The 24,677-nt window shown below is 60.0% G+C and carries 25 protein-coding genes; 11 read left to right on the top strand and 14 right to left on the bottom strand.

What is annotated here, in order from left to right:
- The first annotated feature begins 376 nt into the window (after positions 1-376).
- The 7 genes from ACYJRZ_RS06295 (at position 377) to ACYJRZ_RS06265 (ending at position 7,783) form a co-directional block, all read left to right on the top strand.
- On the top strand, positions 377-571 hold the full coding sequence (locus ACYJRZ_RS06295) for a hypothetical protein (RefSeq protein ID WP_034489296.1): 195 nt from the start codon (positions 377-379) through the stop codon (positions 569-571).
- Between the two features lie 258 nt (positions 572-829).
- Positions 830-1,828: a P1 family peptidase gene (locus tag ACYJRZ_RS06290; RefSeq protein WP_459457194.1), complete on the top strand. Its 999-nt coding sequence runs from the start codon at positions 830-832 to the stop codon at positions 1,826-1,828.
- Between the two features lie 15 nt (positions 1,829-1,843).
- On the top strand, positions 1,844-2,761 hold the full coding sequence (locus tag ACYJRZ_RS06285) for a LysR family transcriptional regulator (RefSeq protein WP_459457192.1): 918 nt from the start codon (positions 1,844-1,846) through the stop codon (positions 2,759-2,761).
- 157 nt (positions 2,762-2,918) lie between these two features.
- Positions 2,919-4,448: an ABC transporter substrate-binding protein gene (locus ACYJRZ_RS06280; protein ID WP_459457190.1), complete on the top strand. Its 1,530-nt coding sequence runs from the start codon at positions 2,919-2,921 to the stop codon at positions 4,446-4,448.
- A 103-nt stretch (positions 4,449-4,551) separates the two neighbouring features.
- Complete coding sequence (locus tag ACYJRZ_RS06275) at positions 4,552-5,505, top strand: ABC transporter permease (protein ID WP_459457188.1); 954 nt, start codon at positions 4,552-4,554, stop codon at positions 5,503-5,505.
- Positions 5,502-6,368 carry an ABC transporter permease gene (locus ACYJRZ_RS06270; RefSeq protein ID WP_459457186.1) on the top strand — a complete coding sequence of 289 codons (867 nt, stop codon included), beginning with the start codon at positions 5,502-5,504 and terminating at the stop codon, positions 6,366-6,368. Before ACYJRZ_RS06275 ends, ACYJRZ_RS06270 begins: the two co-directional genes overlap by 4 nt.
- Before the next feature lie 23 nt (positions 6,369-6,391).
- Complete coding sequence (locus ACYJRZ_RS06265) at positions 6,392-7,783, top strand: amidase (protein WP_459457184.1); 1,392 nt, start codon at positions 6,392-6,394, stop codon at positions 7,781-7,783.
- A gap of 21 nt (positions 7,784-7,804) precedes the next feature.
- Here ACYJRZ_RS06265 and ACYJRZ_RS06260 read toward each other — a convergent pair whose 3' ends face one another.
- Positions 7,805-8,284, bottom strand: coding sequence for an Lrp/AsnC family transcriptional regulator (locus ACYJRZ_RS06260; RefSeq protein ID WP_459457182.1), 480 nt, complete (start codon positions 8,282-8,284; stop codon positions 7,805-7,807).
- A gap of 124 nt (positions 8,285-8,408) precedes the next feature.
- Between ACYJRZ_RS06260 and ACYJRZ_RS06255 the strand changes: the two genes are divergently transcribed.
- Positions 8,409-9,335, top strand: a complete 927-nt coding sequence (locus tag ACYJRZ_RS06255; RefSeq protein WP_459457180.1) for a DMT family transporter — start codon at positions 8,409-8,411, stop codon at positions 9,333-9,335.
- Between the two features lie 55 nt (positions 9,336-9,390).
- On the opposite strand, the gene ACYJRZ_RS06250 is transcribed toward ACYJRZ_RS06255, so the two are convergent.
- From ACYJRZ_RS06250 to ACYJRZ_RS06240, 3 genes are all read right to left on the bottom strand, one after another.
- Complete coding sequence (locus tag ACYJRZ_RS06250; RefSeq protein WP_459457178.1) at positions 9,391-10,245, bottom strand: C40 family peptidase; 855 nt, start codon at positions 10,243-10,245, stop codon at positions 9,391-9,393.
- A 16-nt stretch (positions 10,246-10,261) separates the two neighbouring features.
- Positions 10,262-10,606 carry a MarR family transcriptional regulator gene (locus tag ACYJRZ_RS06245; protein WP_459457176.1) on the bottom strand — a complete coding sequence of 115 codons (345 nt, stop codon included), beginning with the start codon at positions 10,604-10,606 and terminating at the stop codon, positions 10,262-10,264.
- A 265-nt stretch (positions 10,607-10,871) separates the two neighbouring features.
- The gene (locus ACYJRZ_RS06240) at positions 10,872-12,263 is read right to left on the bottom strand and encodes a leucyl aminopeptidase family protein (RefSeq protein WP_459457174.1); all 1,392 of its coding nucleotides are present in this window, start codon (positions 12,261-12,263) and stop codon (positions 10,872-10,874) included.
- A gap of 149 nt (positions 12,264-12,412) precedes the next feature.
- On the opposite strand from ACYJRZ_RS06240, the gene ACYJRZ_RS06235 reads away from it, so the two are divergent.
- On the top strand, positions 12,413-13,243 hold the full coding sequence (locus tag ACYJRZ_RS06235) for a tetratricopeptide repeat protein (protein ID WP_459457172.1): 831 nt from the start codon (positions 12,413-12,415) through the stop codon (positions 13,241-13,243).
- A gap of 98 nt (positions 13,244-13,341) precedes the next feature.
- Here the strand turns inward: ACYJRZ_RS06235 and ACYJRZ_RS06230 are convergent, their stop codons facing one another.
- From ACYJRZ_RS06230 to ACYJRZ_RS06185, 10 genes are all read right to left on the bottom strand, one after another.
- On the bottom strand, positions 13,342-13,986 hold the full coding sequence (locus ACYJRZ_RS06230; RefSeq protein ID WP_459457170.1) for a LysE family translocator: 645 nt from the start codon (positions 13,984-13,986) through the stop codon (positions 13,342-13,344).
- Between the two features lie 123 nt (positions 13,987-14,109).
- Positions 14,110-15,087, bottom strand: coding sequence for a type II secretion system F family protein (locus ACYJRZ_RS06225; protein ID WP_459457169.1), 978 nt, complete (start codon positions 15,085-15,087; stop codon positions 14,110-14,112).
- A 22-nt stretch (positions 15,088-15,109) separates the two neighbouring features.
- Complete coding sequence (locus tag ACYJRZ_RS06220) at positions 15,110-16,117, bottom strand: type II secretion system F family protein (protein ID WP_459457167.1); 1,008 nt, start codon at positions 16,115-16,117, stop codon at positions 15,110-15,112.
- Between the two features lie 8 nt (positions 16,118-16,125).
- A complete protein-coding gene (locus ACYJRZ_RS06215) occupies positions 16,126-17,607 on the bottom strand; it encodes a CpaF family protein (protein WP_459457165.1) in 1,482 nt (493 codons plus the stop codon).
- Positions 17,608-17,667: 60 nt separating this feature from the next.
- Positions 17,668-18,939, bottom strand: coding sequence for an AAA family ATPase (locus ACYJRZ_RS06210; protein ID WP_459457163.1), 1,272 nt, complete (start codon positions 18,937-18,939; stop codon positions 17,668-17,670).
- A gap of 37 nt (positions 18,940-18,976) precedes the next feature.
- On the bottom strand, positions 18,977-19,723 hold the full coding sequence (locus tag ACYJRZ_RS06205; protein WP_459458659.1) for a CpaD family pilus assembly protein: 747 nt from the start codon (positions 19,721-19,723) through the stop codon (positions 18,977-18,979).
- A gap of 55 nt (positions 19,724-19,778) precedes the next feature.
- Positions 19,779-21,278, bottom strand: a complete 1,500-nt coding sequence (locus tag ACYJRZ_RS06200) for a type II and III secretion system protein family protein (protein WP_459458657.1) — start codon at positions 21,276-21,278, stop codon at positions 19,779-19,781.
- A gap of 14 nt (positions 21,279-21,292) precedes the next feature.
- Positions 21,293-22,108 carry a Flp pilus assembly protein CpaB gene (cpaB, locus tag ACYJRZ_RS06195; RefSeq protein WP_459457161.1) on the bottom strand — a complete coding sequence of 272 codons (816 nt, stop codon included), beginning with the start codon at positions 22,106-22,108 and terminating at the stop codon, positions 21,293-21,295.
- Positions 22,109-22,265: 157 nt separating this feature from the next.
- Positions 22,266-22,778, bottom strand: coding sequence for an A24 family peptidase (locus ACYJRZ_RS06190; protein ID WP_459458655.1), 513 nt, complete (start codon positions 22,776-22,778; stop codon positions 22,266-22,268).
- Positions 22,779-22,879: 101 nt separating this feature from the next.
- Entirely contained in the window at positions 22,880-23,065 is a 186-nt protein-coding gene (locus ACYJRZ_RS06185) for a Flp family type IVb pilin (protein ID WP_459457159.1), read from the bottom strand.
- A gap of 402 nt (positions 23,066-23,467) precedes the next feature.
- On the opposite strand from ACYJRZ_RS06185, the gene ACYJRZ_RS06180 reads away from it, so the two are divergent.
- Together ACYJRZ_RS06180 and ACYJRZ_RS06175 are read left to right on the top strand one after the other, a co-directional pair.
- The gene (locus ACYJRZ_RS06180; RefSeq protein ID WP_459457157.1) at positions 23,468-23,893 is read left to right on the top strand and encodes a pilus assembly protein N-terminal domain-containing protein; all 426 of its coding nucleotides are present in this window, start codon (positions 23,468-23,470) and stop codon (positions 23,891-23,893) included.
- Positions 23,894-24,046: 153 nt separating this feature from the next.
- Complete coding sequence (locus ACYJRZ_RS06175) at positions 24,047-24,667, top strand: TadE/TadG family type IV pilus assembly protein (protein ID WP_459457155.1); 621 nt, start codon at positions 24,047-24,049, stop codon at positions 24,665-24,667.
- Positions 24,668-24,677 lie beyond the last annotated feature (10 nt).

The following is a 24,677-nucleotide window of genomic DNA, read 5'->3' as shown; positions in this document are numbered from 1 at the left end:
AATACGAAGGCAGTTAAGACAACCTTCCCTGCAACCTGCCCAGCTCGGAATTTTATTTTCCCGATCGTCGATATTTTGACATCTTTCAGAATATGTTTCTGGGGATGCAATCGCTATTATCTACTAATATAGTGGATAATGGTGCACTCACCGCGGGTTCCGCTACTGGGGCCCTAACAAGTACAACGCCAATTGAGGAAGTGACATGCTGAATAGAAAAGTCATTGCTTCGTTCCTTGGGCGGCCCGTGCTTGGCAATGACCGTTCGGGCGCGCTCTCCCGCTCGTGCTGTCGAATGTGACGTTCGTCCTCCTTCCCGGAATAAGACAGTCAATTCGCCATGTCTGCGCCGTGCGTGCGCAGAGGGAGTCTATTTATGAAGAAGCAAGTCATCGAATACGCTGGCGTTCCCGTCGGCATCGTCGTTCCCGATCAGGATCGGCTCAAGTTCATCGCAGTAAAATATCATGTCCATGATCTGGACGAACAGCATTTCAGAAATGCGGACGAAGTGAGGCTCGCGATCCGCGATCTCCTCTCCCGCCAGCAGGCCAAGCCGATTCATGTTTGATGGGTCGGTTCGCCTAGGTTCTTGCCCAATCCCATCACCAGCCCTCACCTTTTGACAGAATCAAGGTGGGGGCTTTTTCTTGAGCTAAGCTTGCCCCATCGGCTGATGTCCGGTGCCCGCGTTCATACGGGAGTCTGCATTCAGGCTTAAAGGGTGCATGCCGGCACTCCTCTCGACCGAACCCATCTTGTCTTTTGACCCTCTTTACGATCCTATCGCCATGACGACCTCGCGTTGTAAACGGCGAAGGATTTTTCATTGGCTGACCTCCTCAACCTCCTGACCGATGTCGAAGACGTCGCTGTCGGGCACTCTACCGATCTTGCGCTCGGTTCCGGCGTTACCGCCATCGTCTTCGATGAGCCGGCTATCGCCTCCTGCACCGTTCTCGGCGGTGCGCCGGGCGGACGGGATACCGCATTGCTGGACCCTGCAATGACGGTCGGCACTGTGGATGCTATCGTACTCTCAGGCGGCTCGGCCTTCGGGCTCGATGCGGCAGGTGGCGTACAGGCAGGTCTGAGGGAGATCGGCCGCGGCTTGAAGGTTGGCGATGCGCTGGTGCCAATCGTGCCGCAGGCGATCCTGTTCGATCTCATCAACGGCGGCAACAAGGATTGGGGGCTGCACTCGCCCTATCGCGATCTCGGCTATGATGCCTTCAAGGCCGCGAGCAAGGGGGCCTTCGCGCTCGGTACCGTCGGCGCGGGAACGGGCGCCACCACGGCGACAGTGAAGGGCGGTCTCGGTTCGGCAAGCTCCGTCAGCAGCAGGGGATACAGGATCGCCGCCATCGTCGCCGTCAATGCACTTGGCTCCGCTACCATCGGCGACGGCCCGCATTTCTGGGCGGCTCCCTTCGAGCGGAATGGCGAATTCGGCGACCTCGGTATGCCTCAAGCGGTCGATACCCGTCTGCGGCTGAAGGGCACCAATATCACCGCCACGACCATCGGTGCTGTCGTCACCGACGCCCAGCTGACCAAGGCGGAGGCGCATCGCCTCTCCATCTCAGCCCATGACGGCTTCGCCCGGGCGCTCCTGCCGACGCATCTGCCACTCGACGGCGATACCGTGTTTGCCGCATCCACCGGCAAGCACCCTCGCGACGATATGCCTGGCTTCATGGAGCTCTGCCACCTCGCCACTATCGTCATGGCGCGCGCCATCGCTCGCGGCGTCTACGAGGCGACGGCGCTGCCGGTCGAAAGTGGGCAAGCAGCGTGGCGGGATCGTTTCGCCAAGCCCGCCGTTTAACGGGAGATCCCGCGCATGCAGATCCGCGCGCTGATCTATTTCGACGAGCTGGTGCGCACCAACTCGATGCGCCAGGCGGCCGAAAACCTGAACGTAGCGCCGACGGCCATCAGCCGTCAGATCGAGAACCTCGAATATCACTTCGGCACGCAACTGGTCGAGCGAAGTGCCCGCGGCATCAAATTGACGGCGGCTGGCGAATTGCTGGCAGAGCGAGCCGGCCGGACGCTACGCGAGCTCGACCATGTTCACCAGCTGATCGAGGACCTGAAAGGCCTGCAGCGCGGCACCGTCAGCATCTATGCCAATGGCGCATCGGTCGCCAATATCCTTGCTCCGGCGCTGGCCGAATTCAGCCTGCGCTACCCCGGCCTACGCTTCGAAGTGACCATTACCAGCGCCCGCGGCGCCATCGAAGCCGTCAACAATGCCGAGGCCGATATTGCGGTGACGCTGTTTGCCCCGCCGCTTTCCGGTACAAAGGTGCCCCTGCGGTCCGAGCTGATCTATGACGTGATCGCCGCTTCCTCACATCCCCTTGCTGCCGCCAGCGAGATCACGCTTGCGAAAATCTCGGCCCACGCGCTCGCGGTTCCCGATCGCTCCTTCGGCGCAAGACAAGCCTTCGACGCGCTATTTGAACGTGAGGGGCTGAGACTCGATCCAGTCTTTGAGACCGGCTCGCTGGAAATGCTGAAGGAACTGGTGCTGCGCGGCGCAGCAATTACCATGCTGCCGGCGCTGACCGTTCAAAGAGAGATAGAGGCGGGGCAGCTCGTCGCGCGGCCCGTTGCGGGCGGCATGGGGGTGCGGACGCCGGTCGATCTCTGCGTCGCGCCCGATCGCCAGCTCTCCTTCGCGGCCGGCAAGCTGCTCGATTTCATCGAGCGCTTCATGCGTCAGCAACTTTCTGCCAAGGGGAGGCAGGATTGAACCCACCACTATAGATGACAAACCAGTGTAGCGGTTTCGGCTACACCGAGCACACATTTTCGGAATTGTGTGTGCGCCTATGAGATGACACTATCCTGAAAAAGGCCGCAAGCCGGGGGGAAGCCGGACATGCGGGCAAAAAAGCAAGGGAACCGACATGACCAAGTTTTCACGCCCGAGCCTGGGCGACGTCGCGCGCCGGCTTGCCTATGGCGCCGTAGTTTCTGCCGGCCTGCTAATGATGGGCCTGACACAGGCTGAGGCCGCAAAGACGACGCTCAATCTCGGCATGAGCGTCGAGCCAACGGGCCTCGATCCGACGATCGCCGCGCCTGTCGCGATCGGCCAGGTTACCTGGCAGAACATTTTCGAAGGCCTGGTTGCCATCGACCAAAACGGCAAGATCGTGCCGCAGCTCGCCAAGAGCTGGGAGATTTCGCCTGACGGCCTCACCTATACGTTCAAGCTGCAGACCGGCGTGAAATTCCATGACGGCGAAGCCTTCGATTCGGCCGCGGCCAAGTTCACGCTCGATCGTGCTCGCGGCGCCAATTCCGTCAATCCGCAGAAGCGCTTCTTCTCGACCATCGCCTCGACCGACACGCCGGATGCGGAAACGCTTGTGCTGCATCTTTCCTCGCCGACCGGCAGCCTGCTCTATTGGCTTGGCTGGCCGAGCTCCGTCATGGTCGGGCCGAAGTCCTCTGCCAACGACAAGACCACGCCCATCGGCACGGGACCATTCAAATTCTCCTCCTGGACGAAAGGCGACCATGTCGACCTCGTCAAGAACCCGGATTACTGGAACAAGTCGGTCGACGTGAAGCTTGAGAAGGTGACCTTCCGCTTCATTTCCGATCCGCAGGCGGAGGCCGCGGCGCTGAAGGCCGGCGATCTCGATGCCTTTCCGGAATTCGCCGCGCCGGAGCTTATGAGTTCCTTAGAGGGCGATGCCAGGCTGACGACCAAGATCGGCAATACCGAGCTGAAAGTCGTGGCCGGCATGAACAACACCCGCAAGCCTTTCGACGACAAACGCGTGCGCCAGGCGCTGATGATGGCGCTCGACCGCAAGACGATCATCGAGGGCGCGTGGTCCGGCTTAGGCACCGCGATCGGCAGCCACTACACGCCGAACGACCCCGGATACAAGGATCTGACAGGCACGCTGCCCTATGATGCCGCCAAGGCCAAGGCATTGCTTGCCGAAGCCGGCTATCCAAATGGTTTTACCTTCACCATCAAGACGCCGCAGATGGCCTATGCGCCGCGCAGTGCTCAAGTGATGCAGGCCATGTTTGCCGATATCGGCGTGACGATGAACATCGAGCCGACGGAATTCCCGGCGAAATGGGTGCAGGACGTTTTTACCGGCCGCAATTACGACATGACCATCGTCGCCCATGCAGAGCCGCTGGATATCGATATCTATTCGCGCGATCCCTATTACTTCAACTACAAGAACCCGGCCTTCAACGAGCTGATGAAGAAGATCCAGCTGACTGCCGATCCCGCCGAGCAGAACAAGCTCTATGGCGAGGCGCAGAGCATTCTTGCCGAAGATGTGCCGGCGCTCTTCCTGTTCGTCATGCCGAAGCTCGGGGTGTGGGACAAGAAGCTGAAGGGTCTCTGGGAGAACGAACCGATCCCGTCCAACGTGCTGACCAACGTTTCCTGGGAAGATTGAGCTCTTTTGCCTACAGGCGCGGACGGGCGGATCGCTTCGCCCGCCGCGAACCCTTTCGAAGCCAACTATTTCGATGCCGGGCATGATCGGCCATGGACTTGCTATGATCGTACTGCTCACCCGCCGGATTTTGGGACTTGTACTGACGCTGATCGCCGTCTCGCTGCTGGTCTTTGCCGTCATGGCGCTGCTGCCGGGAGACCCCGCCGCGATCACGCTCGGCACCTCGGCGACGCCGGAAACGCTTGCCGCGCTCCGGCATGATATGGGGCTCGATCAGCCACTGATCGTGCGCTATGGACAATGGCTCGCCGGCGCGCTGACGGGTGATCTCGGCACGTCCTATACCTATGGCGTTCCGGTTGCAGGCCTGATTGCCGAGCGGCTTGCCGTCACCCTGCCGCTCGCGCTGCTTGCCATCCTGTTGTCGGTTCTTGTCGCCGTACCGCTCGGCGTTGCGGCAGCGGCAAGACGCGGCGGCGTCTTCGATATCATTGCCACGCTGTTTTCGCAGATGGGCATCGCCGTGCCGGGCTTCTGGGTCGGCCTCTTGCTGGTGCTTGTGTTCGCCACCTCGCTCGGCTGGATGCCGGCCGGCGGTTTTCCCGGTTGGGAAAGCGGATTCTGGCCCTCCCTGAAATCTTTGGTGTTGCCCGCCATCGCGCTTGCGCTGCCGCAGGCGGCGGTACTGACCCGCGTGACGCGCTCGGCTGTGCTCGATACGCTGCATGAGGATTTTGCCCGCACGGCGATCGCCAAGGGTCTGTCGCGCAGCCACGTGATTTGGGGACATGTGGTGCCGAATGCGCTGGTGCCGGTGCTCACCATCCTTGGGCTGCAGTTCACCTTCCTCGTCGCCGGCGCCGTGCTGATCGAAAATGTCTTCACTCTGCCCGGCCTTGGCCGCCTCGCCTATCAGGCGCTCAGCCAGCGCGACGTGATCGTTCTGCAGGATGTCGTGCTATTCTTTGCCGGTCTCGTCATCGTCGTGAATTTTCTGGTCGATCTCTCCTATCTCGCCATCGATCCGCGATTGCGAGCAGGAGGTGCGCGATGACTGTAGTCGAGACCAAAATCGCCGCGGCATCTTCCCGCCGCCGATTCCGGGCGCTGCGACGGATGAATCTGATAGCCGGCGCCCTCATCATCCTCGCTCTTATCGGCATCGCCATCGTCTCCCTGTTCTGGACACCGGTGCCGCCTGCGAAGATGCAGATCCTCCACAAGCTGCAGCCGCCCCTCGGCTTCGGACTTCTCGGGACCGATCAGATTGGCCGCGATGTCCTGTCGATGCTAATGGCGGGCTGCTGGAATTCGCTTTCCATCTCCGTTTCGGCGGTTGCGATCGGCGGGACGCTCGGAACGATCATCGGCGTTTCCGCCGCTGCGCAACGCGGCCTATTCGAGGCGCTGGTCATGCGCGCCTGCGACGTGATCTTCGCCCTGCCACCGATCCTTTCGGCCATGATCCTCGGCGCATTTCTTGGGACCGGGCGCTCAACGGCAATCATCGCCATCGCCGTCTTCATGGTGCCGGTCTTTGCCCGTGTCGCGCTCGGCTCTGCCTTGCAGGCCTGGAGCCGCGACTATGTGCTGGCGGCGCGCGCCATCGGCAATACGCAGCTCTCCATCACGCTGCGCCATGTCCTGCCCAACATCATGGGCAGCATCATCGTTCAGGCGACCATCCAGCTCGGACTTGCGATCCTGACCGAGGCCGGACTTGCCTTCCTGGGCTTGAGCGTGCCGCCGCCCGCACCGACCTGGGGACGGATGCTGGCCGATGCGCAGACCTATTTCCACGTCGCGCCGTGGCTCGCCCTCCTGCCGGGGCTTGCCATTGCGCTCTCCGTGCTCGGCTTCAACCTGCTCGGCGACGGGCTGCGCGATCTCCTCGACCCCCGCGAGGCGACGCGCTGAATGAGACATGAAGAGTATAGACCATGACCGAACCTACCGATCTTTCCATCCGAGACCTGCGGCGCAAATTTGCCGACAAGAGCCTGTCTCCCAGCGAATACTGGCTGGCGCTCGAGGCACATATCGAAGCATGGGAGCCGACAATCGCTGCTCTTTATGCCTATGATCCCGAAGATGCCCGCAAGCAGGCGGCTGCTTCAACGGAGCGCTGGGCGAAGGGCGCGCCGCTTGGAACCTTGGACGGCATCCCGGTCACGCTGAAGGAGCTGATTGCCACCAAGGGCCAGCCGGTACCGCTCGGCACGGCCGCGGTCGAGCTCGTCCCTGCTGCCGAGGATGCACCGATCGCTGCCCGGATGCGCGAGGATGGCGCGGTGATTTTTGCCAAAACCACCTGCCCCGATTACGGCATGCTTTCATCAGGCCTTTCGAGCTTTCACAAGCTCAGCCGCAATCCCTGGGACCCAAGCCAAAATCCGGGTGGCTCCAGCGCCGGTGCGTCCGCCGCCGCCGCTGCCGGTTATGGACCGCTGCATATCGGCACGGATATCGGTGGCTCGATACGCCTGCCGGCAGGATGGACCGGCATTTTCGGCTTCAAACCGAGCAACGGCCGCATTCCTATCGACCCCTATTATCTCGGCCGATGCGCCGGCCCGATGACCCGTACAGTCGAGGATGCCGCCTTTTCCATGGCGACGCTCTCGCGACCCGACTGGCGCGACAGCACCAGCCTACAGCCGAACGGGATCGACTGGATGGATCTCGATATCGACCTCCGGGGCATGAAGATCGGCCTAATGCTGGATGCGGGCTGCGGCTTGCCTGTCGAGGACGAAATCCGCGATGCGGTCACCGCTGCCGCCAAACGCTTCGAGGAAGCGGGCGCAATCATCGTCGATGTCGCGCCGGTGCTGACGAGGCAGATGCTTGATGGCCTCGATGCCTTCTGGCGCGCTCGCTTCTGGGGCGACATGACGGCCTTGAGCGAGGAACGTCGCAACAGCATTCTGCCCTATATCTATAGCTGGGCGCAGGGCGGCGCAGAAATCAGCGGCATCGATGCCGTTCGCGGCTTCAACCAGACCTACGAGATGCGCAAGAGCTGCGCCAAGCTCTTCGCGGAGGTGGATGCGGTGCTTTCGCCAACCAATCCGATCGTCTCCTATCCCGCCGAATGGGCTTCACCCACCAATGACCCGGCGCGACCTTTCGAGCACATCGCCTTCACCGTTCCGTGGAACATGTCGGAGCAGCCGGCGGCATCGATCAATTGCGGCTTCTCCCGCTCCGGCATGCCGATCGGCATGCAGATCATCGGCCCCCGCTTCGACGACATGCTGGTGCTTCGCCTTTCGAAGACCTTTGAGGACTGGAGCGGCGGCGTGACGAACTGGCCGAAACGGCCTGGATGATGGATCACATCCCGCTTGGAGTTAATCCAGGGACAGCGGCACGGACAGACCGACCTTGACCCGGTCCATGGTAACAAGCGACTTGAACTTCGTGACGTTCGGGTTGTCGTAGAACAGGCGCCGGGCCACTTCCTCATAGGCGGACATGCTGGGAACGACGATGATAAGCACGAAATCGGCCTCGCCGGTGACACAGTAGCATTGCTGCACTTCCGGCGCTTCGAGGAAGCTGCGCTTGATCGCGTTGATGAGGTCGTACCGCTCGTTTGCGATATGCACCTCTACGACGATGGTAATCGGCAGGCCTATTGCCGCCGGATCGACTACGGCGATATTGGCCTGGATGACACCGCTTTCCTGCATGCGTTTGATGCGCCTCTGCACGGCCGGCGCCGACAGGTTGATCCGTTCACCGATCTCGCGTTGCGGAACCGTACTGTCCCTTTGAAGAATCTCGAGAATTGCCAGGTCGAACTCATCGAGATCGGCGGGTTTGCGCATTTCAATACATCCTTACCGCAAAGAGGAAACAAAATTGCATGAAAGCCGTCAAAATGAAGCCAAATCCTCTTTCCCTATGTACTAGCTTTGCGCCACACATCATCTGACTTGCGAAGGCACGAGAATGTCACAGCCGGACACCGAATACGATATGCGCAGCGCGAGCCTCGGAAAAAGCGAAAATACGAAAGGCTTTCTTCTTGGCGTTGTGGCAATGATCCTCGCGGCGCTGGCCATGAGCATCTCGCCGAGCCTCGTGCGCCTTGCCGACGTCGGACCTTTCGCCAGCGCCTTCTGGCGTGTCTTTCTGGCGCTGCCGATCCTGTGGATATGGATGCGCTACGCGGAGGCTGCGGAGCCTGATGCGCCTCGCGCCAGCTTTACTATACCGACGATATTCGCGGGCATTGCCTTCACGGGCGACCTGTTCTTCTGGCATCTCTCCATCATGCGGACGACGATTGCCAACGCCACCTTCTTCGCAACGATGGCGCCGCTTTGGGTCGTCATCTTCGGATGGCTTCTTTTGAGACAGCGCGTCAGCCGCGCCACGCTTCTCGGCCTCCTCATCTGCCTTGCCGGCGGTACGGCGCTCGTTGTTCAAAGTCTGGCATTCAATCCGGACCGCGCCGTCGGCGATGCCCTCGCCATCATCACTGGCGCCTTCTTCGGCCTTTATTTCCTGGCGGTCGGCGCGGCGCGCCCTGGGACCAATGCCGCGCGCGTCACCTTCGAATTGAGCGTCATAACCTCGGCGATCCTGTTCCTGATCGCCTTCTTCTTCGAGCCGCGGATAGTGCCGCAGTCGATCTCGGGATGGTGCGTGCTTCTGGCGCTCGGCCTCATCAGCCACGCCGGCGGACAAGGCCTGCTTTCGGTGGCGCTCGGACGGTTGCCGACCGTATTTTCCTCGCTCGTCATTTTCCTGGAATCGATCGCAGCCGCGCTTTTCGCCTGGTTCCTCTTCGGTGAAAACGTCACGCTGTTGCAGGCACTTGGCGGCATCGTCATCGTCGCCGGCATCTGGATCGCGCGTCCGCGCACGCCGTAGACGGACCTATTGCGAAGGCTGGCGGGCGCTGCGGCAATAGGGCTGCGCAGCGCAGTCAGTCGATGAAACGTCGATAGCCGGTCGGCCTTTCATAGAGCCAGCCGATGCGTTCGATGGCGGCAGCGAAATTCTCGCGCGCGACGGTCATGGTATGGCCGTTGGCGTGAACAATGGTTTCCGGATCTTCCATGATCGCAACATGCCCCTTCCAGAAAACGAAGTCGCCGCGCTTCAGCTCCTCGCGCTCGATCGGCTCGCCAAGGCCGGCGGCCTGCATGTCGGTATCGCGCGGCGCGGCACGGCCCGTCATCGATAGCGCCAGCTGCACGAGGCCGGAGCAATCGATACCGAGGCCCGAGCGGCCGCCCCAGAGATAGGGCGTCTCAAGAAAGCGTAAGGCGACATCGACGAAGTCGCCGCCCTGGTTGTATCCGATCGGCTGGACATGCTTTGCGAAAATAGCAGTTCCATCCTCCAGGACGACATAATGATTGCCCCGCGCCTCCGCCGTGCCGGTCACATGCACGAGGCTGCCCATTGAGAGCACTGCGGCATGCGGCTTGCGCAGCTCCGGCTCAGGATAGAGGAAGGTGCGCTGCGGAACGATGACGTGGGTCGGCGCTGCCGCGCCCTCTTTGATCGTCGTTTCCGGGAGATAGCCGACGTAACCATCGGATAGAGCCTTGACCCAGCACCAGCCGTCGCGGCGCTCGAATATCGTTACCTCTTCGCCCATCAAGAGCTCGGTATCGATGCCTGAGGCAAGATCCGGCTTCGGCCGAAGCGCAACGACGGGGACGCCAACGCGTGCAGCAATACCCTCGACGAAGCGCTCGGCTTCGACCTTGCCCTTGAGAGAAACCTCGGCGAGATCAGGCCTGAAAGCATTGAGACGGCGGTCGAGCATCATGGTGAAATTCCTGAGGTTACAATTTTCGGCCGTGCTCGATGATGAGATCGCCGAGTTTTTCAAGATAAAGCGCGCCGGTGACCGTTCGCTTAATGATGACGTTACGACGATCGCGCTCATCGCGGACACGATCGACCAACCCCATCACGCCCATGGTATCAAGCGCCCTAGTTATGACTGGCTTGGTGACACCAAGGGTCGCGGCCAGACCGCGCACGGTATGAGGCGGCGGCACGAGATAGATCTGCAGCAGGATCGCCGTCTGCCTCAGCGTCAAATCATGATCCTCGCGGCGCACCTGAGCGAGTGTCACGCCGTGCCAGAGGCTAAGAGCCTGCGAGGCGGTGAGTTCAAGCGGCAAGGGCAAATCCCGAGATTCGTTACGCTGCCGTTCCAGTTTCCGCCAAGATCGTGGCGGATTCAAGGGGGCTGACGGCAAAACCATCTGGGACCGCCTCGCGGTTCGAAGCCTTGCCGTCTACGCTAACGCTGCGGCTACAAGGCACCTCACGATGAGGCGGGGCGAATTCGCAACTGGTAAGAGGAGTAGCCCTCATGGTGAAGTGCAAAGGTCTCCAGGACCGTAGCCTTGAACCACGAGGGCGGAGGAAGGCGACGCGTCGCCCCTACCGTACGTTCTGCCTGATATGTTGATAAAGCGCCCGGATCGCCTGCGCTTCGCCGCCGCCGGGCGAATGCGGGCGTTCGCTCGGCGCCCAGCCGAAGATGTCGAAATGCACCCAGCTCGGTGTCTTCGTCACGAAGCGCTTGAGGAACAAGGCAGCGGTAATGGAGCCGGCCATGCCGCCTGATGGCGCATTGGTGATATCGGCGAATTTGGTGCGGATATCCTTGTCGTAGCCCATATAGAGCGGCATCCGCCACAGCGGATCGTCCGTCTCCAGGCTCGCTTCCGTCAGGTCGCTGGCAAGATCGCTGTCGTCGGTGAAGAAGGGCGGCAGATCGGGGCCGAGCGCAACGCGGGCGGCACCCGTCAGCGTCGCCATGTCGATCATCAGGTCCGGCGCGTCCTCGTCGGCATAGGCGAGCGCATCGGCAAGGATCAGCCGTCCCTCGGCATCGGTATTGTCGATTTGCACGGTCAGGCCCTTGCGGCTCTTATAGATATCGCCGGGCCGGAAGGCGTTGGATGAAATCGAGTTCTCGACGACCGGAATAATGACGCGGAGATCGACCTTGAGCTTGGCGTCCATGATCATCAGCGCCAGCCCCATGACATTGGCCGCGCCACCCATTTCCTTCTTCATCAGCAGCATCGAGGATGCAGGCTTGATATCGAGGCCGCCGGTGTCAAAGCAGACACCCTTGCCGACCAGCGTGATGCGGCGATGGCCCTTCTTGCCCCAGCGCAGTTCCAGAAGGCGCGGCGCATCGGCGCTCGCGCGTCCCACCGTATGGACCAGCGGGAAATTCTCCTTCAGGAGATCATCGCCGATAATGACGGACATGTCAGCCTTGTAGTGCTCTGCAAGCGCCCGGAAGGCGGCTTCCAGCTGTTCCGGACCCATGTCGTTGGTCGGTGTGTTGATGAGATCACGGGCGAGGAAGACGCCCGCAAGTTGGCGCTTGATATCGGCGGCATCGGCATCGCGCGGGATCATCAACGTCGGCGCCGCGGCTTTTTCCGACTTGTAGCGGTCGAATCGATAGCTGCCGAGGCCGAAACCAAGAGAAAGCCGATTTGCCGTCAGCGGGGCCGTCTCGATATGCCAGTCGCCGGCCGGCAGACTGCGTGCAAGCTTACCCGTCAGGAAAGGCTGCTCCGAGGGATTGGAGCCAAGGCCGAAGAGAGCGCCGCCCAGATGCCCTTCCGCGGTCGGGATCAGCAACAACGAGCCGCTCTCTGCCTTGTAACCCGCCTTCCGCGCCCAATCGAGAGCGATGGGATCGATGGTGCCCGTCTCGATATGCGCCGGGGTGACAGCAAAGATCGGCAGGGTCGCGCCACCCTTCGAATTGAAAGGCGTCGCGCGCTCGATGAATTGAAAGGGGGCCATGACTATCCTTTGGCGGTGACTGAGAGGAATCGAGAGTTAACCGTCTGTTAGGGTTAACAGATTATTGCTGGAGCGAACATTGCGTCGAACCTTTCCCTGTTCCGATTCTAGGCCGGGCGCAAGACTATAGGAATTCAGGGATAAGCGTCATGCCCGCCGTCGCAGCCGCGTCTTCATTCAAAGCCTCTCTTTTGCGGGGAGCTTCCACCGCACTTCTGGTGCTCGCGCTCGCAAGCTGCTCGACGACCGGACAGGACAGGATGGCGACGGGCTCGATCCCCAAGGCTTCGAAATCTCTCGACACGATGAACAGCACCGAACTCGCTCAGGCGACCGCGACGTATGGCAAGGCCTATGATGCCAATCCCAAGGATCGCGATGCCGGCGTCAACTATGCCAATGCGCTGCGGATGAGCGGCCGCAACGATCAGGCGCTTGCGGTCATGCAGCAGGTGGCAATCGCCAATCCGACCGACCGCGGCGTGTTGGCTGCCTATGGCAAGGCTCAGGCCGCGGCAGGCCAGCTCGACGCGGCGCTTTCGACCATCGATCGCGCCCAGCTTCCGGATCGGCCGGACTGGCGCCTGGTTTCGGCGCAGGGCGCTATCCTCGACCAGCTTGGGCGCTCCCAAGATGCACGCGCCAAATATCGGGATGCGCTGGTGCTGGCTCCAAACGAGCCGACCATCCTCTCCAATCTCGGCATGTCCTATGTGCTGACCGGCGATCTCAAGAATGCGGAAAATTATCTCCGCACGGCGATTTCTCAGCCGGGCTCCGATAGCCGCGTGCGGCAGAATCTGGCGTTGGTCGTCGGCCTGCAGGGTCGCTTTACGGAAGCCGAACAAATTGCGCGGCAGGAACTGACGCCGCAACAGGCGAACGCCAATGTCGCCTATCTGCGCAGCATGCTGGCGCAGCAGAATTCCTGGCAGAAGCTCGCCGCCAGCGGCGATAGCAGGAAAGTCGCTCAACAATAACTCTTCAGAGCAGCCATGACGGCTGGCCTGCGCGCAACTTTCGCACTGACAAATCATCCGCGCACCAATTCAGGCGGATGCTCGGCAGCTCCAGGCGCTCAGCGCCAGATGTGGCGCGGCAACCCCTCGGCGACAAGCCGTGCTCCAAGGGCGCCGATGACGACACCCGCCACCCTGTCGACCCAGAGCTTTGATCCGACATAAAGTGCGCGCGGGCGGTTGGAAGAGAAGGCCAGCGTCACCACGGTGTACCAGCCAACCTCGACGAGGAAGACTGCGGGCGGAACCGAAAAGAGCAGCCAGGGAGCCGGAGTGGCCGGCAGAAGCGCGGCGAAGATACTGCCGTAGAAAATAGCCGTCTTCGGATTGCTGAGCTGCGTGCCGAGCGCGAAGAGGAAATTACGCACCACGCCGCCCGCCGCCGGCGTTGCAGGCGCGTCGATCGGAAGATCGTCCTCGGCGTTGCGCCAAATGCGGATGCCGACATAGATCAGATAGAGGCCACCGGCGACTTTTAGCGCGAGATACAACCATTCGACTTTCATCAGCAATGCGCTCAAGCCGAAGAGAGCCAAGGTCGCGAAAATGACGCTGCCTGTTCCCATGCCGAAGGCTGCGGCAAGACCTGCCTTGCGCGAGCGGGAAACGGCGATGCGCGAAACGAGCACGAAGCTCGGGCCGGGGCTTACCGCCCCGATGAAGACCGCCGCGATGACGCTGAAAAATATTGCCAAGGATGACATGCGAGACCTCCCGATATGATCGACACGAACGCCTGGCGCCTTTCCGAGACGATGCGCCTGACGCCCTTCGGCGACATTGCATGGAGGATAACCATACTCGCATGCCGCGAACAAGTCGGCGGCTCAGAATTTGTCCATCGCCTGGATGATCGCCGGGCCGAGAATGACCGCCATAAGGACCGGCAGGAAGAAGATGATCATCGGCACGGTCAGCTTCGGCGGCAGCGCGGCGGCTTTCTTTTCCGCCTCGTTCATGCGTTCGTCGCGGCCCTCTTGCGCCATGACGCGCAGCGCCTGTGAAAGCGGCGTGCCATAACGTTCGGCCTGGATGAGTGCTTGCGTCACCGATTTGACGAGCTCGATCTGCGTGCGGGCCGCGAGGTTGTCAAAGGCAGTGCGGCGATCCTGAAGGAAGGAAAGCTCGGCCGTGGTCAGCACCATTTCCTCTGCAAGCGCGGGGGATTGCTCCGCCATCTCCTCGGACACGCGATGCATGCCCGCCTCGATTGAAATGCCCGACTCCACGCAGATCAGCATAAGGTCGAGGGCATCAGGCCAGGCGCGCTTGATCGATTTCTGACGCTTGCTGACAAGATTGGAGATGTAAATGTTCGGCGCATAGAAGCCCAGATAGGCGAAACCGATGACGCCAAGTAGGCGGATCGGCAGGGGCTTTGCGGCGAACCAGCCGAGAACGAAGACGACCACGATCGCAACTGCCAGAAACAGGAACGGCAGCAGGAACCGCGCCACCAAGAACATGTTGAGCGCATTTTCCGACCGCAGGCCTGCCGACCGTAAGCGATTGACGGTATTGGCATCGACAAGCGCATTGCGCAAGTTGAACCGCTCGACGATCTGCCTGACGTTTCGATTGTTGTGGCTGCGCAGCGATGCCTTGCCGCCTTCCGCATTCAGCCGCGCCCGCTCGCGCGCACGAATTTGTTCACGCTCCGTCGAAACGGCCTTCATGCGCTTGCTGAGATCACCGCGTTCCAGGAGGGGTATCGCGATCGTGTAGAAAGTCGCAAAGACGGCAATGGCGACCACGACGGCAAGAAGAGTGCCGGGATCGGTCAAACTGGCAGCGAGATCGGTCATGGGCTACGCGTCTCCTTCCCGCTCAGATCTCGAAATTGACCATGTTGCGCATGATGAAGATGCCGATCGACATCCAGATGCCGGCTCCGAGCAAGATCAGATGGCCGCGCGGATCGGTGAACAGGATCAGCATGTAGTGAGGCGAGGTCAGATAGACCAACAGCATAACCACGAAAGGCAGAGTGCCGATGATGACAGCGGATGCCTTCGCTTCCATCGACAATGCCTTGACCTTCGCTTTCATTTTCTTGCGCTCGCGCAGAACCTTCGAGAGATTGCCGAGCGCTTCCGACAGGTTACCGCCCGCCTGGGCCTGAATCGCAATAACGATCGAGAAGAAATTCACCTCCTGCAGAGGCATGTGGTTCGAGATGCGCGCGCAGGCATCCGGCATGCTGAAACCGACTTGTTGCGCTTCGACCACCTGCCTGAACTCTGTCTTGACGGGCTCTCGTGCCTCGCCGGCCACCAGCCGCACCGCATCATTGAGCGGCAGACCTGAGCGAAGCGAGCGCGTGATGACATCGAGCGCGTTCGGAAACTCTTCTAGAAATTTGCTTTGCCGGCGCTTGATGAGGAAGCGGACGACCCAGCGCGGCAGGCCGAAAGCAGCGGCAAAGAATATGCCTAGAATGGCAAGCGGCGGTGCGCCGACAATGAAAAGAACCAATGTGACGAAAAGGCCGAACAGCACACTGAAGATGTAGAAGCGCGAGGGCGTCAACGACAAGCCGGCCTGCGCGAGGCGCGCTTTCAGCGACTGCCTCTTTTTTGTGTTTTCGGACTGGCGCCGCTCCAGATCCTTCAGAGAATCCTGCACGGATTTGCGACGCTTCGACATTTCCTGGACGCGGTCACGCGCTGCCTTGACCTTGACGCGATCGGTTTCGGCCTGCTTGACGCGGTTGACTCGGCCTTCTGCCTTCTTCTGGGTCTCGATCCGGGAATAAAGAATGCCATAGCAGACCGCGGCGGCAGAGACCGCCGCCAGCAGCACAATCAACAGCACTATTGGATCGATACCGAACATCGTAAATCCTATTGCGCCTTCTGTTCCATCTCATCGAGGGCTGCTGCCAGGCGGCGCTCCTCGTTATAGTAGCGAGCACGATCCCAGAAATGCGGCTTGCCGATGCCGGTGGAAATGTGCCGACCGATGATCCGGCCGTTCGCATCCTCGCCCTCGATCTCATAGCGCATCAGATCCTGAGTGATGATCACATCGCCTTCCATGCCGATCACCTCGGTGATCTGGGTGATGCGGCGCGAACCGTCGCGCAGGCGGGCGGCCTGGATGACGACGTCGACGGAGCTGGAAATGATCTCGCGCACGGTCTTGGCCGGCAGGCTGAAACCACCCATGGCAATCATCGATTCCATACGGCTCAGGCACTCGCGCGGCGTATTGGCGTGGATCGTGCCCATGGAGCCATCGTGGCCCGTGTTCATCGCCTGCAGCAAATCGAAGACCTCGGGCCCGCGCACTTCGCCGACGATGATCCGTTCGGGGCGCATACGCAGACAATTCTTGACGAGATCGCGCATGGTGATCTCGCCCTCGCCTTCGATGTTCGGCGGGCGGGTTTCGAGACGCACCACATGCGGCTGCTGCAGCTGCAGTTCTGCGGTATCTTCGCAGGTGATGACGCGCTCGTCGCGGTCGATGTAATTGGTCAGGCAGTTCAGAAGCGTCGTCTTGCCCGAGCCGGTACCCCCTGAAATGACGACATTGCAACGCACACGGCCGATGATCTGCAAAAGTGTAGCGCCTTCGGGCGTGATGGCACCGAAACGAACGAGCTGATCGAGGGTAAGTTTGTCCTTCTTGAATTTTCGAATCGTCAGCGCGGGACCGTCGATGGCGAGCGGCGGTGCGATGACGTTGACGCGCGAACCATCGGGAAGGCGCGCATCGCAGATGGGGCTCGACTCATCGACGCGGCGGCCGACCTGGCTGACGATGCGCTGGCAGATGGAAAGAAGCTGCGAATTGTCGCGGAAGCGGATTTCGGATTCGACAGTCTTGCCGCCGACTTCGATGAAGGTCTGGCCGGCACCGTTGACCATGATATCGGCGATGTCGTCGCGGGCGAGCAATGGCTCCAGCGGGCCATAACCGAGCACGTCGTTGCAGATGTCCTCGAGCAATTCCTCCTGCTCGGAGATCGACATCGCGAAATTCTTGATGGTGATGATATCGTTGACGATATCGCGGATTTCCTCGCGCGCGGCCTCGTTGCCGAGCTTGGAAAGCTGCGAAAGGTCGATCGTGTCGATCAGCGCGGAGAAGACTTGCGATTTCGTATCGTAATATTCTTCGGTGCGCGCCACGCGACGGCGGCTGGGCGTCTGCATCGAGGGCGGTACGACCTGCTGACGCGGCTGTGCGGAATCATGGGACGGCTCTATCAGCACGGCCGGTGCTGTTAGGCCGCTGGCAGCGGCGGGCGCACGCGCCGGCGCCGGCGGAGGCATTGCACCGCTCTTTGCAGGACCTTCACTTCCGCGCTTGCCAAACATCTTCCTGATCCAATTCTACTACTGCTGCATGGCCTTCGAAGCCCGTGCGAAATCAAACGATCATTTTCGTTTCAGAAGGCCAAGCAAACCGCCCTTTCTGGCCTTCTTCAAAGCGACACGCCCGGTGACGATGTGCGATATCTGCGAGAACGTTTCCGCGGTCGGCGACTTCGGATCGGTCTCGGCGATCATCTGCCCGCTGTTGGCGGCATTGCCGAACAGATTGATGTCGAAGGGGATGATGGCGATCGGATCCGTCTCCAGCGGCGCGCAGAACTCGGAAGGATTGATCTCCGGACGCTTCGGCATGCCGACCTGATTGAGAATGAGGTGCGGCGCCTTGTCGTTTGGCCGCAGCTTGCGCAGAGCGTCGATCAGATTCTTTGCGTTGCGCAGATTGGCAAGATCGGGCGCGGCACAAATGACGACCTCGTCTACCGCGCCAAGCACCGAGCGCGTCCACTCGGTCCAGACATGTGGCACATCGAGAACCGCGACCGGCGCGCTGCGCTGGAGAACGTCGAGCACCGGCAGGAAAGCCTGCCCTTCGAAATCATAGGCGCGATCCAGCATCGAGGGTGCCGCCAGTAGCGAGAGATGCTGGGAACATTTGGTCAGCAAGCGATCGAGGAAGACCTCGTCGAGGCGCTCCGGCGCGTAGACGGCTTCCGCGATCCCCTGGGCGGGGTCCTGGTCGAAATCGATATTGGCGGTGCCGTAGGGCAGATCGAGATCGGCAAGGATGGTTTCGGTAGAAAAAAGGCTGGAAATTCCGAAGGCGCAATTATGGGCGATGGTCGATGCGCCCACCCCGCCCTTGGCACCAATGAACGCGATGCTGCGTCCGAGCGGCTCGGCATCTGGATCGATGAAGATCGCCGCCATCGCGGTCAACAGATCGACCATGTCGGTCGGCTGCACGATATATTCGGAGATACCGTTGCGGATGAGTTCGCGGTAAAGGCCGATATCGTTGTGATAGCCGACGATGATGACCTTGGTGCTCGGATCGCAGACGGCGGCAAGCGGCTCGAGTTCCGCCAACAGGCCGCGCGGACCGGCGCGCGTCTCCAGGATGATCAGATTAGGGGTCGGCGCCGAGGCGAACATATTCGCCGCGGCCGCGACACCGCCGCTGGTGATGCGAAGGCTGACCTTGGACATGCGCCGGTCGTTGGCGCATTGATCCATCACCTGCTGCAGGTGTTCGCTTTCACAGAAGGCATGTATGGAAATACGCGGCAGCGGCCTTAGATTGTCGAGATTGGCCGAGCGCGAAACCTCCTCCGCTTCCGGGGCAGTCGAGCCGATATCATATTCGATGGCGTTCATGATTTCATCCTGTTCCGCCGGCGCGTAATTCCCATGTTCATTGGCCGGAGCCGCCGGAACCGCTGAAACCGCCAATCGTGGCGGTACTCATCGGAACCGAGCCCTTGCGATAATTGTCGATTACCTTGCTGCGCTGATCGGTATCGATCGGCGACGCGGCGCGCGGCGCGATCAGATCCGTCGGATTGGCGACCTGCGCCGCGAGATTATGCTGTGTCGCGCAGCCGAAATTGTAGTAGTTTTGGTTGTCGAAGGCATTGTCGCTCAAGTCGTCCGGCCATTGACCGCATGTATTGGTGAGTGCCGTCGTCGCTGTGAAGCGCAGGCGAATCGGAGCCGCATCGCGCGGGTCGCCGGCCCCATAGGAACTGTCGACAATACGGGCCGACGGAATGCCGTTCGCAACCAGCTCCCTGCGGATCTGCTGACGCAACGCAGATGCTGCCAACGAATTCATCGATCCCCTGGGTGCAAGGATTTCGACCGTACCGCTCGCACGAGTTCGGTAATCCTGGACAAATCCGCGGATGGTATCGCGCATGCCCGTCGTCAGGCGACGGTCGCTGGCAGCAACCGGAATATCGAGATTGTGTTCCTTCTCCGTCAGCACGATCGGATGACGTTGCCGGTAATCGTCATTGATCGCGCTGGTGGTCATGCGATCACGTGAATCGGCGCAGCTGCTGATAGTTGCAGCCGTCACAATCAGAACAGGAACCATCAGAGCCAGCCTGAGGGAACGGGACCGGCCGGTGCGAGGCGCTTTGTGCTCCAGGCCGGCCATTTTTGGATCTTTCGTTGATCCGGTTGAAAAGGCGCGCGTCATGATCGGTCTCTCCTCACTTGTAGATGAAGCCGACAGTGCCGTGGAAATCGGCATCGGCGACCGGCGGCCCGTCCTTGCGGCCGTAGATCTTGTTGACACGATTCATGAAGACGCCGCTGATGTCGTTGCTCGGCGAGAAGTTGTCGTCGGGGCGGGCAAGCTGGCTACGGGCGACCGGCCGCACCAGATACGGTGTCGCGATGATAACCAGCTCGCTTTCGTCGCGCTGGAAGCTCTTCTGGCGGAACAACGCGCCAAGGATCGGAATCTTCGAGGCCCCGGGCGTGCCATTGGTGGTCTGCTGGATGGTATCGCTCAAAAGACCGGCCAAAGCGATCGAGCCGCCGGAGGGCAACTCGACCGAAGTATCGGCTGCACGCTGGTTGTAGGTTGCCGTGCCGGCGTTGGCGGTGCCGACCGGATTGGAAACCTGGGTCTGCACATGCAGGGCGATTCGTCCGGCAGACAGCACGACAGGCGTGAAGGCCAAGCTGATACCATAGGTGAAGGGTGTGACCGTGACAGTCCCGTCCTTGTTCGTGACGGCGTATAGGGTCTGACCGCCCGAATTGAACGTCGCGGCCTGGCCGGAGATCGCCGTCAATGTCGGCTCAGCCAGCGTGCGGACGGCTCCCGCCTGCTCAAGAGCATTGAGATAGGTGCTGATATCGTATTTGCCGATGGCGGTTTTGAACAAGCTGGCCAGACCGCCGCCGCCTGCTGCCGCAGTCCCGTCGGAGGCAGGGCTGCCAAGCTGGGCAACCGTCAGGCCGGAAGAATTCCTGACGAGGTTATCGAAGCCGATCTGCTTCAGCACGCTCCGCTTGATTTCGGCGACGGTCACCTTGAGCGTGACCTGATCCTCGCCTTCGATCTGCAGCATATTGACGATCTGCGACGTCTGCCGCGTTTCTGCGAAAATGGCGACCGCATTGTTGTCGCCGCTGCCCGAGGCAGTCTGGTTTCGTGTCGTCGCTTCACCGCCTTTGAGGAAGGCCTGTGCAAGCTGCTCGGCCCGTGTCGCATCCTGGGGCGTGCGCACCGTACCGGTCATGACGATGTTGTCGGAAACGATCTCGACGTTGATGTCCGAGTCTGGAATGAAGCGCTTGAGGTTGGCCTGAAGGCCGGCAATGTCTCGCTCGATCTGGAGATCGAGGCTGACGATCTCCTTGCCGTCGGCGCCGAAGATGAAGATGTTGGTCTGGCCGACCGTCTTGCCGAAAAGATAGATGCGGCGCGAGGTTCGCGTCACCGCGTCGGCCATCTTGGGATCGGAGACAAGGATATCGTGGGCATCGGCCGGCAGATCGACGACGAGCGCCTTGTTGAGGCCCAGCTTCAATGTGCGCTTCGTGCCCAGGCCGGCTATCGTCACGATGCTGTCGGAACCGCCCGCGATGGCCGCAGGCATACGCAGAAAGGCCGGCCCCAGAGGCAGCCCGGCAAAGGCAACGGAGAAGGAGAGGCCAAAAGCGAGAGGCAGGCTGGCTTTCTTGCTTGTCTTTAACATCATCTTGCCCCTTCTCACTGCGGTTTCGGCCCTGTTGGGCCGTCAGTCACGATCGCTCCCGATTTGATGACCTGGATCATGCTGCCGCCACTGTCACCGGCTAGCAGATAATCGGCAGCCGTCGTATCGGGCTGCTGTGCATCCGCAACGGAGCGCAATGCCAGCGTCAGGCGATCGGCCATTTGGTGGGCGACCGCCAGGACCTTCGTTTGATCCGGCGTCAGCTCCAGCGTCGCGGTCGCGCCGACGACGGCCTTGCTTCCATCCTGCTTTTCCTCGATCTGCTGATCGACTGCCAGGACGCGAACGTTGCTGAGCACGGTTTCGGTGACGAGCTGCTGCTGGGAGCCCTTGCGCACCATGATGACGTCGACACGGTCATTGGGAAGGATGAAGCCGCCTGCGCCGGTCGCGACGGAAATCTCAGTGGCGACAGCCCGCTTGCCCGCGGGCAGCATGGATGAAAGGATACGGCTGTTGGAATCGGCGACCTTTTCCTCGCGGATGGGCTCGCCCTCGAAGATCGGCAGGCGAACAACCGCCCCGGTCAGATCTTTCAGCGCATCGGGCCGTTCGCGTTCGGTGATGAGGCCTTTGACCAGACCGCTTTCGGGCCAAGGCATCCAATGGATCGATTGTTCGTTGAGACGTGAACCGACGGCCAGATTGGCACCGGCAACGAGGACGTTGACTGTCGCCTCCTTCTGGACAACCGCCGCGATCTGCTGGGGAACGATATCGCGCGAACCCGCCAGGCGCATCGCGAGCAGACCGGCCATACCGGCTGCGACGGCTGCCACTGCGAGGATCATTATGCGAGCGGGTTTCATGGTCATTCCTTGAGGAACAGGATTCTTCGCCCTGCAGAATGACCGGCAATTGGTGTAATTATGGTTAATGTGGGGTTACATTTATTGTTATTTAACCATAATTACTTGGTTTATATTAGAAAATATATATGTTCTGGTTTGTTTTTTACTGGTCGACTCAAGCCAAGGCGCGCGTCGCCGCGATCAACACCGGTGAAGATGGAAAGGCGAGAATGCCACCGATCGCGATGGCGATGCCGTAAGGGATTTTTTTGGCGATCACCAAAGAGTTTGGCAGCGGGAGACCGATGGCCAAGATCGTGTTGGCCTGCGAGCGGAGCATCATGATCAAAACCGTCAATACCCCGCCGATAAAGGCTACGTAGATCAAGAACTCTAGGAGCGATGCATCAAAGCCGAACCAAAGCGCAGCGGCAGCCAGGAGCTTTGCGTCACCACCGCCCATAACGTTCAGCGCAAATAATGTGAAACAGGCAAAGAATACAGCACCAGCGCCAGCCATATGCATGGCGATTTCCGCAAAGGACAGTCCGACAGTGGGCGCCAACACAAAGAATGAGATCGCAAGCGCCACGGATATGCGGTTCGGGATCATCATCGTCAGCAGATCGGAGATCGCTGCGATCGACATACAGAGCGGAAATATTAGCAATGTTGAGGCTTCAAGCATTGAAGATACACCGTCTACTGCGAAGGTCAAAATATCGAAAACCGCTCGCTATATCGAGCGATTTTCGCTGATACGCCCTTATCTAAATAGATATACTAGGCTTATTTTGTTGCCGCGGCGGCAGTGGTCATCTTCGTCGAGATATTCTGGAAGGTAGTGTTCAATGCACCGCCGAGGGTGGTCGCGCCGGTGATGATGGCGACAGAGATCAGGGCGGCGATCAGGCCATATTCAATTGCGGTCGCGCCGGATTCATCTTTCAGGAAACGCGAAAAAAGCTTGGACATAAGTTTAACTCCACTTTGTTGACAGCACGTCCGCCAACTGTTGCCGTTGATCGGATGAACTGCACGGTAGCTGCGCGCCGTTTCCATCGCTTTAAAGAATTAGGTTAATATGCAGTAAATAGGAAAGCGAAAATAGAATAGTTAATGCAAGTTTTATGTTATTCTTTCCGTTTTAAAGAAGTTCTTCAGCCAGATGGAAATTATTAGATAGGCGAATATTAGCGCAATATACGATTTGTCTTGAAACAGTACACGATGTTCGCAATGATGGGATGATATGAGGCGCGAATGACACATCCGCGCCGTAATCGAACGATGCCAGATCCGCTTAATCGTTCATTCACCATTCTTTCTCATTCTATCCGGAAATTCTTCTCGCCATAGCTTTCAAGAGGCCAAGCCATGCCAATCGGCGGCAGAACAGCATTCCTTGCCTGCATTGTTGCCGTGACCGGCATGATGCCGCAGCTTTCTCACGCCGCCGGAGAGAGCATGCTGCGCGTCTATATGGATCACGCGCGCGTTTTGAAGCTGGACCGCCCCGTCAGCAAGGTCATCGTCGGCAATTCGCAGGTCGCCGATGCAACGGTCGCCGATCCGAAGACCATCGTGCTGACAGGCCGCAGCTTCGGCACGACAAATATCATCCTGCTCGACACCGACGGCAACGCGATCGTAGACGAGCAGATCCTAGTATCGATCGACGAAGGCAATACGGTCCGCGTTTTCCGCCAGACGGATCGAGCCGTGCTGTCATGCACGCCGAATTGCGAACAGCACGCTCAGCAAAACAATACGGCGACGCCGACTGCCGCCACCGGGCCATAGTAACATTCGATAACGCAAATATTCTAAAGTACTTTCAAAGAATTATATTGCGATCGATAATCCCGATTTCCTCTAAATATGAATAGAGAAGAGAAACGGATTATCAAGAAAGCAACTCTAGTGTCCTCCGCGTTTAAACATTGCGGATGACCTATGACGCCAGACAACGCGCCCCTCGCCAATACCAGCCCTGTACGGCAACGTGCGCCGGGCAAATTGCGCGAATTCGTGCGTTCTCGCGACGGGACGGCGGCAATCGAATTCGCTCTGCTTGCGATTCCCTATTTTCTGATCATCTTCGCCATTATCGAAACCTTCGTCGCCTTTACTGCAGAACAAGTCGTTTCGAACGCTGTCGATACTCTGTCGCGTCAGATCAGAACCGGGCAGATTACAGCAGCCAATACCACCTCGCAGCAATTCCGGCAGGCATTCTGCAATCAGATTTCCGTGCTCATTACTTGCTCCTCTTCCGAACTGCAGACGCCGACAAATCTCTACCTCGATGTGCAGAGCTATTCGAGCTTCGCATCCATGCCGACAACGATCCCGCGCAAGTCCTCGACCGACCCCTATTCCGACCTCAGCACCACTGGTTTCACTTTCGCGCCAGGCGGTGCCAAGTCGCTGAACATGGTGCGCGCCTACTATCGCTGGGGAATCATAACGGACCTGCTGCGCCCCTATCTTACCAATGTGCACCCGACCGACGGTTCGGCCTCGGTCTATCTTATCGTCGCAACCGCGGCGTTTCAGAACGAGAATTATCCGTGAGCGGCCTCAA

The sequence above is a fragment of the Rhizobium sp. No.120 genome (genome assembly GCF_054558365.1).
This window is presented reverse-complemented; position numbering and strand designations above follow the sequence as displayed.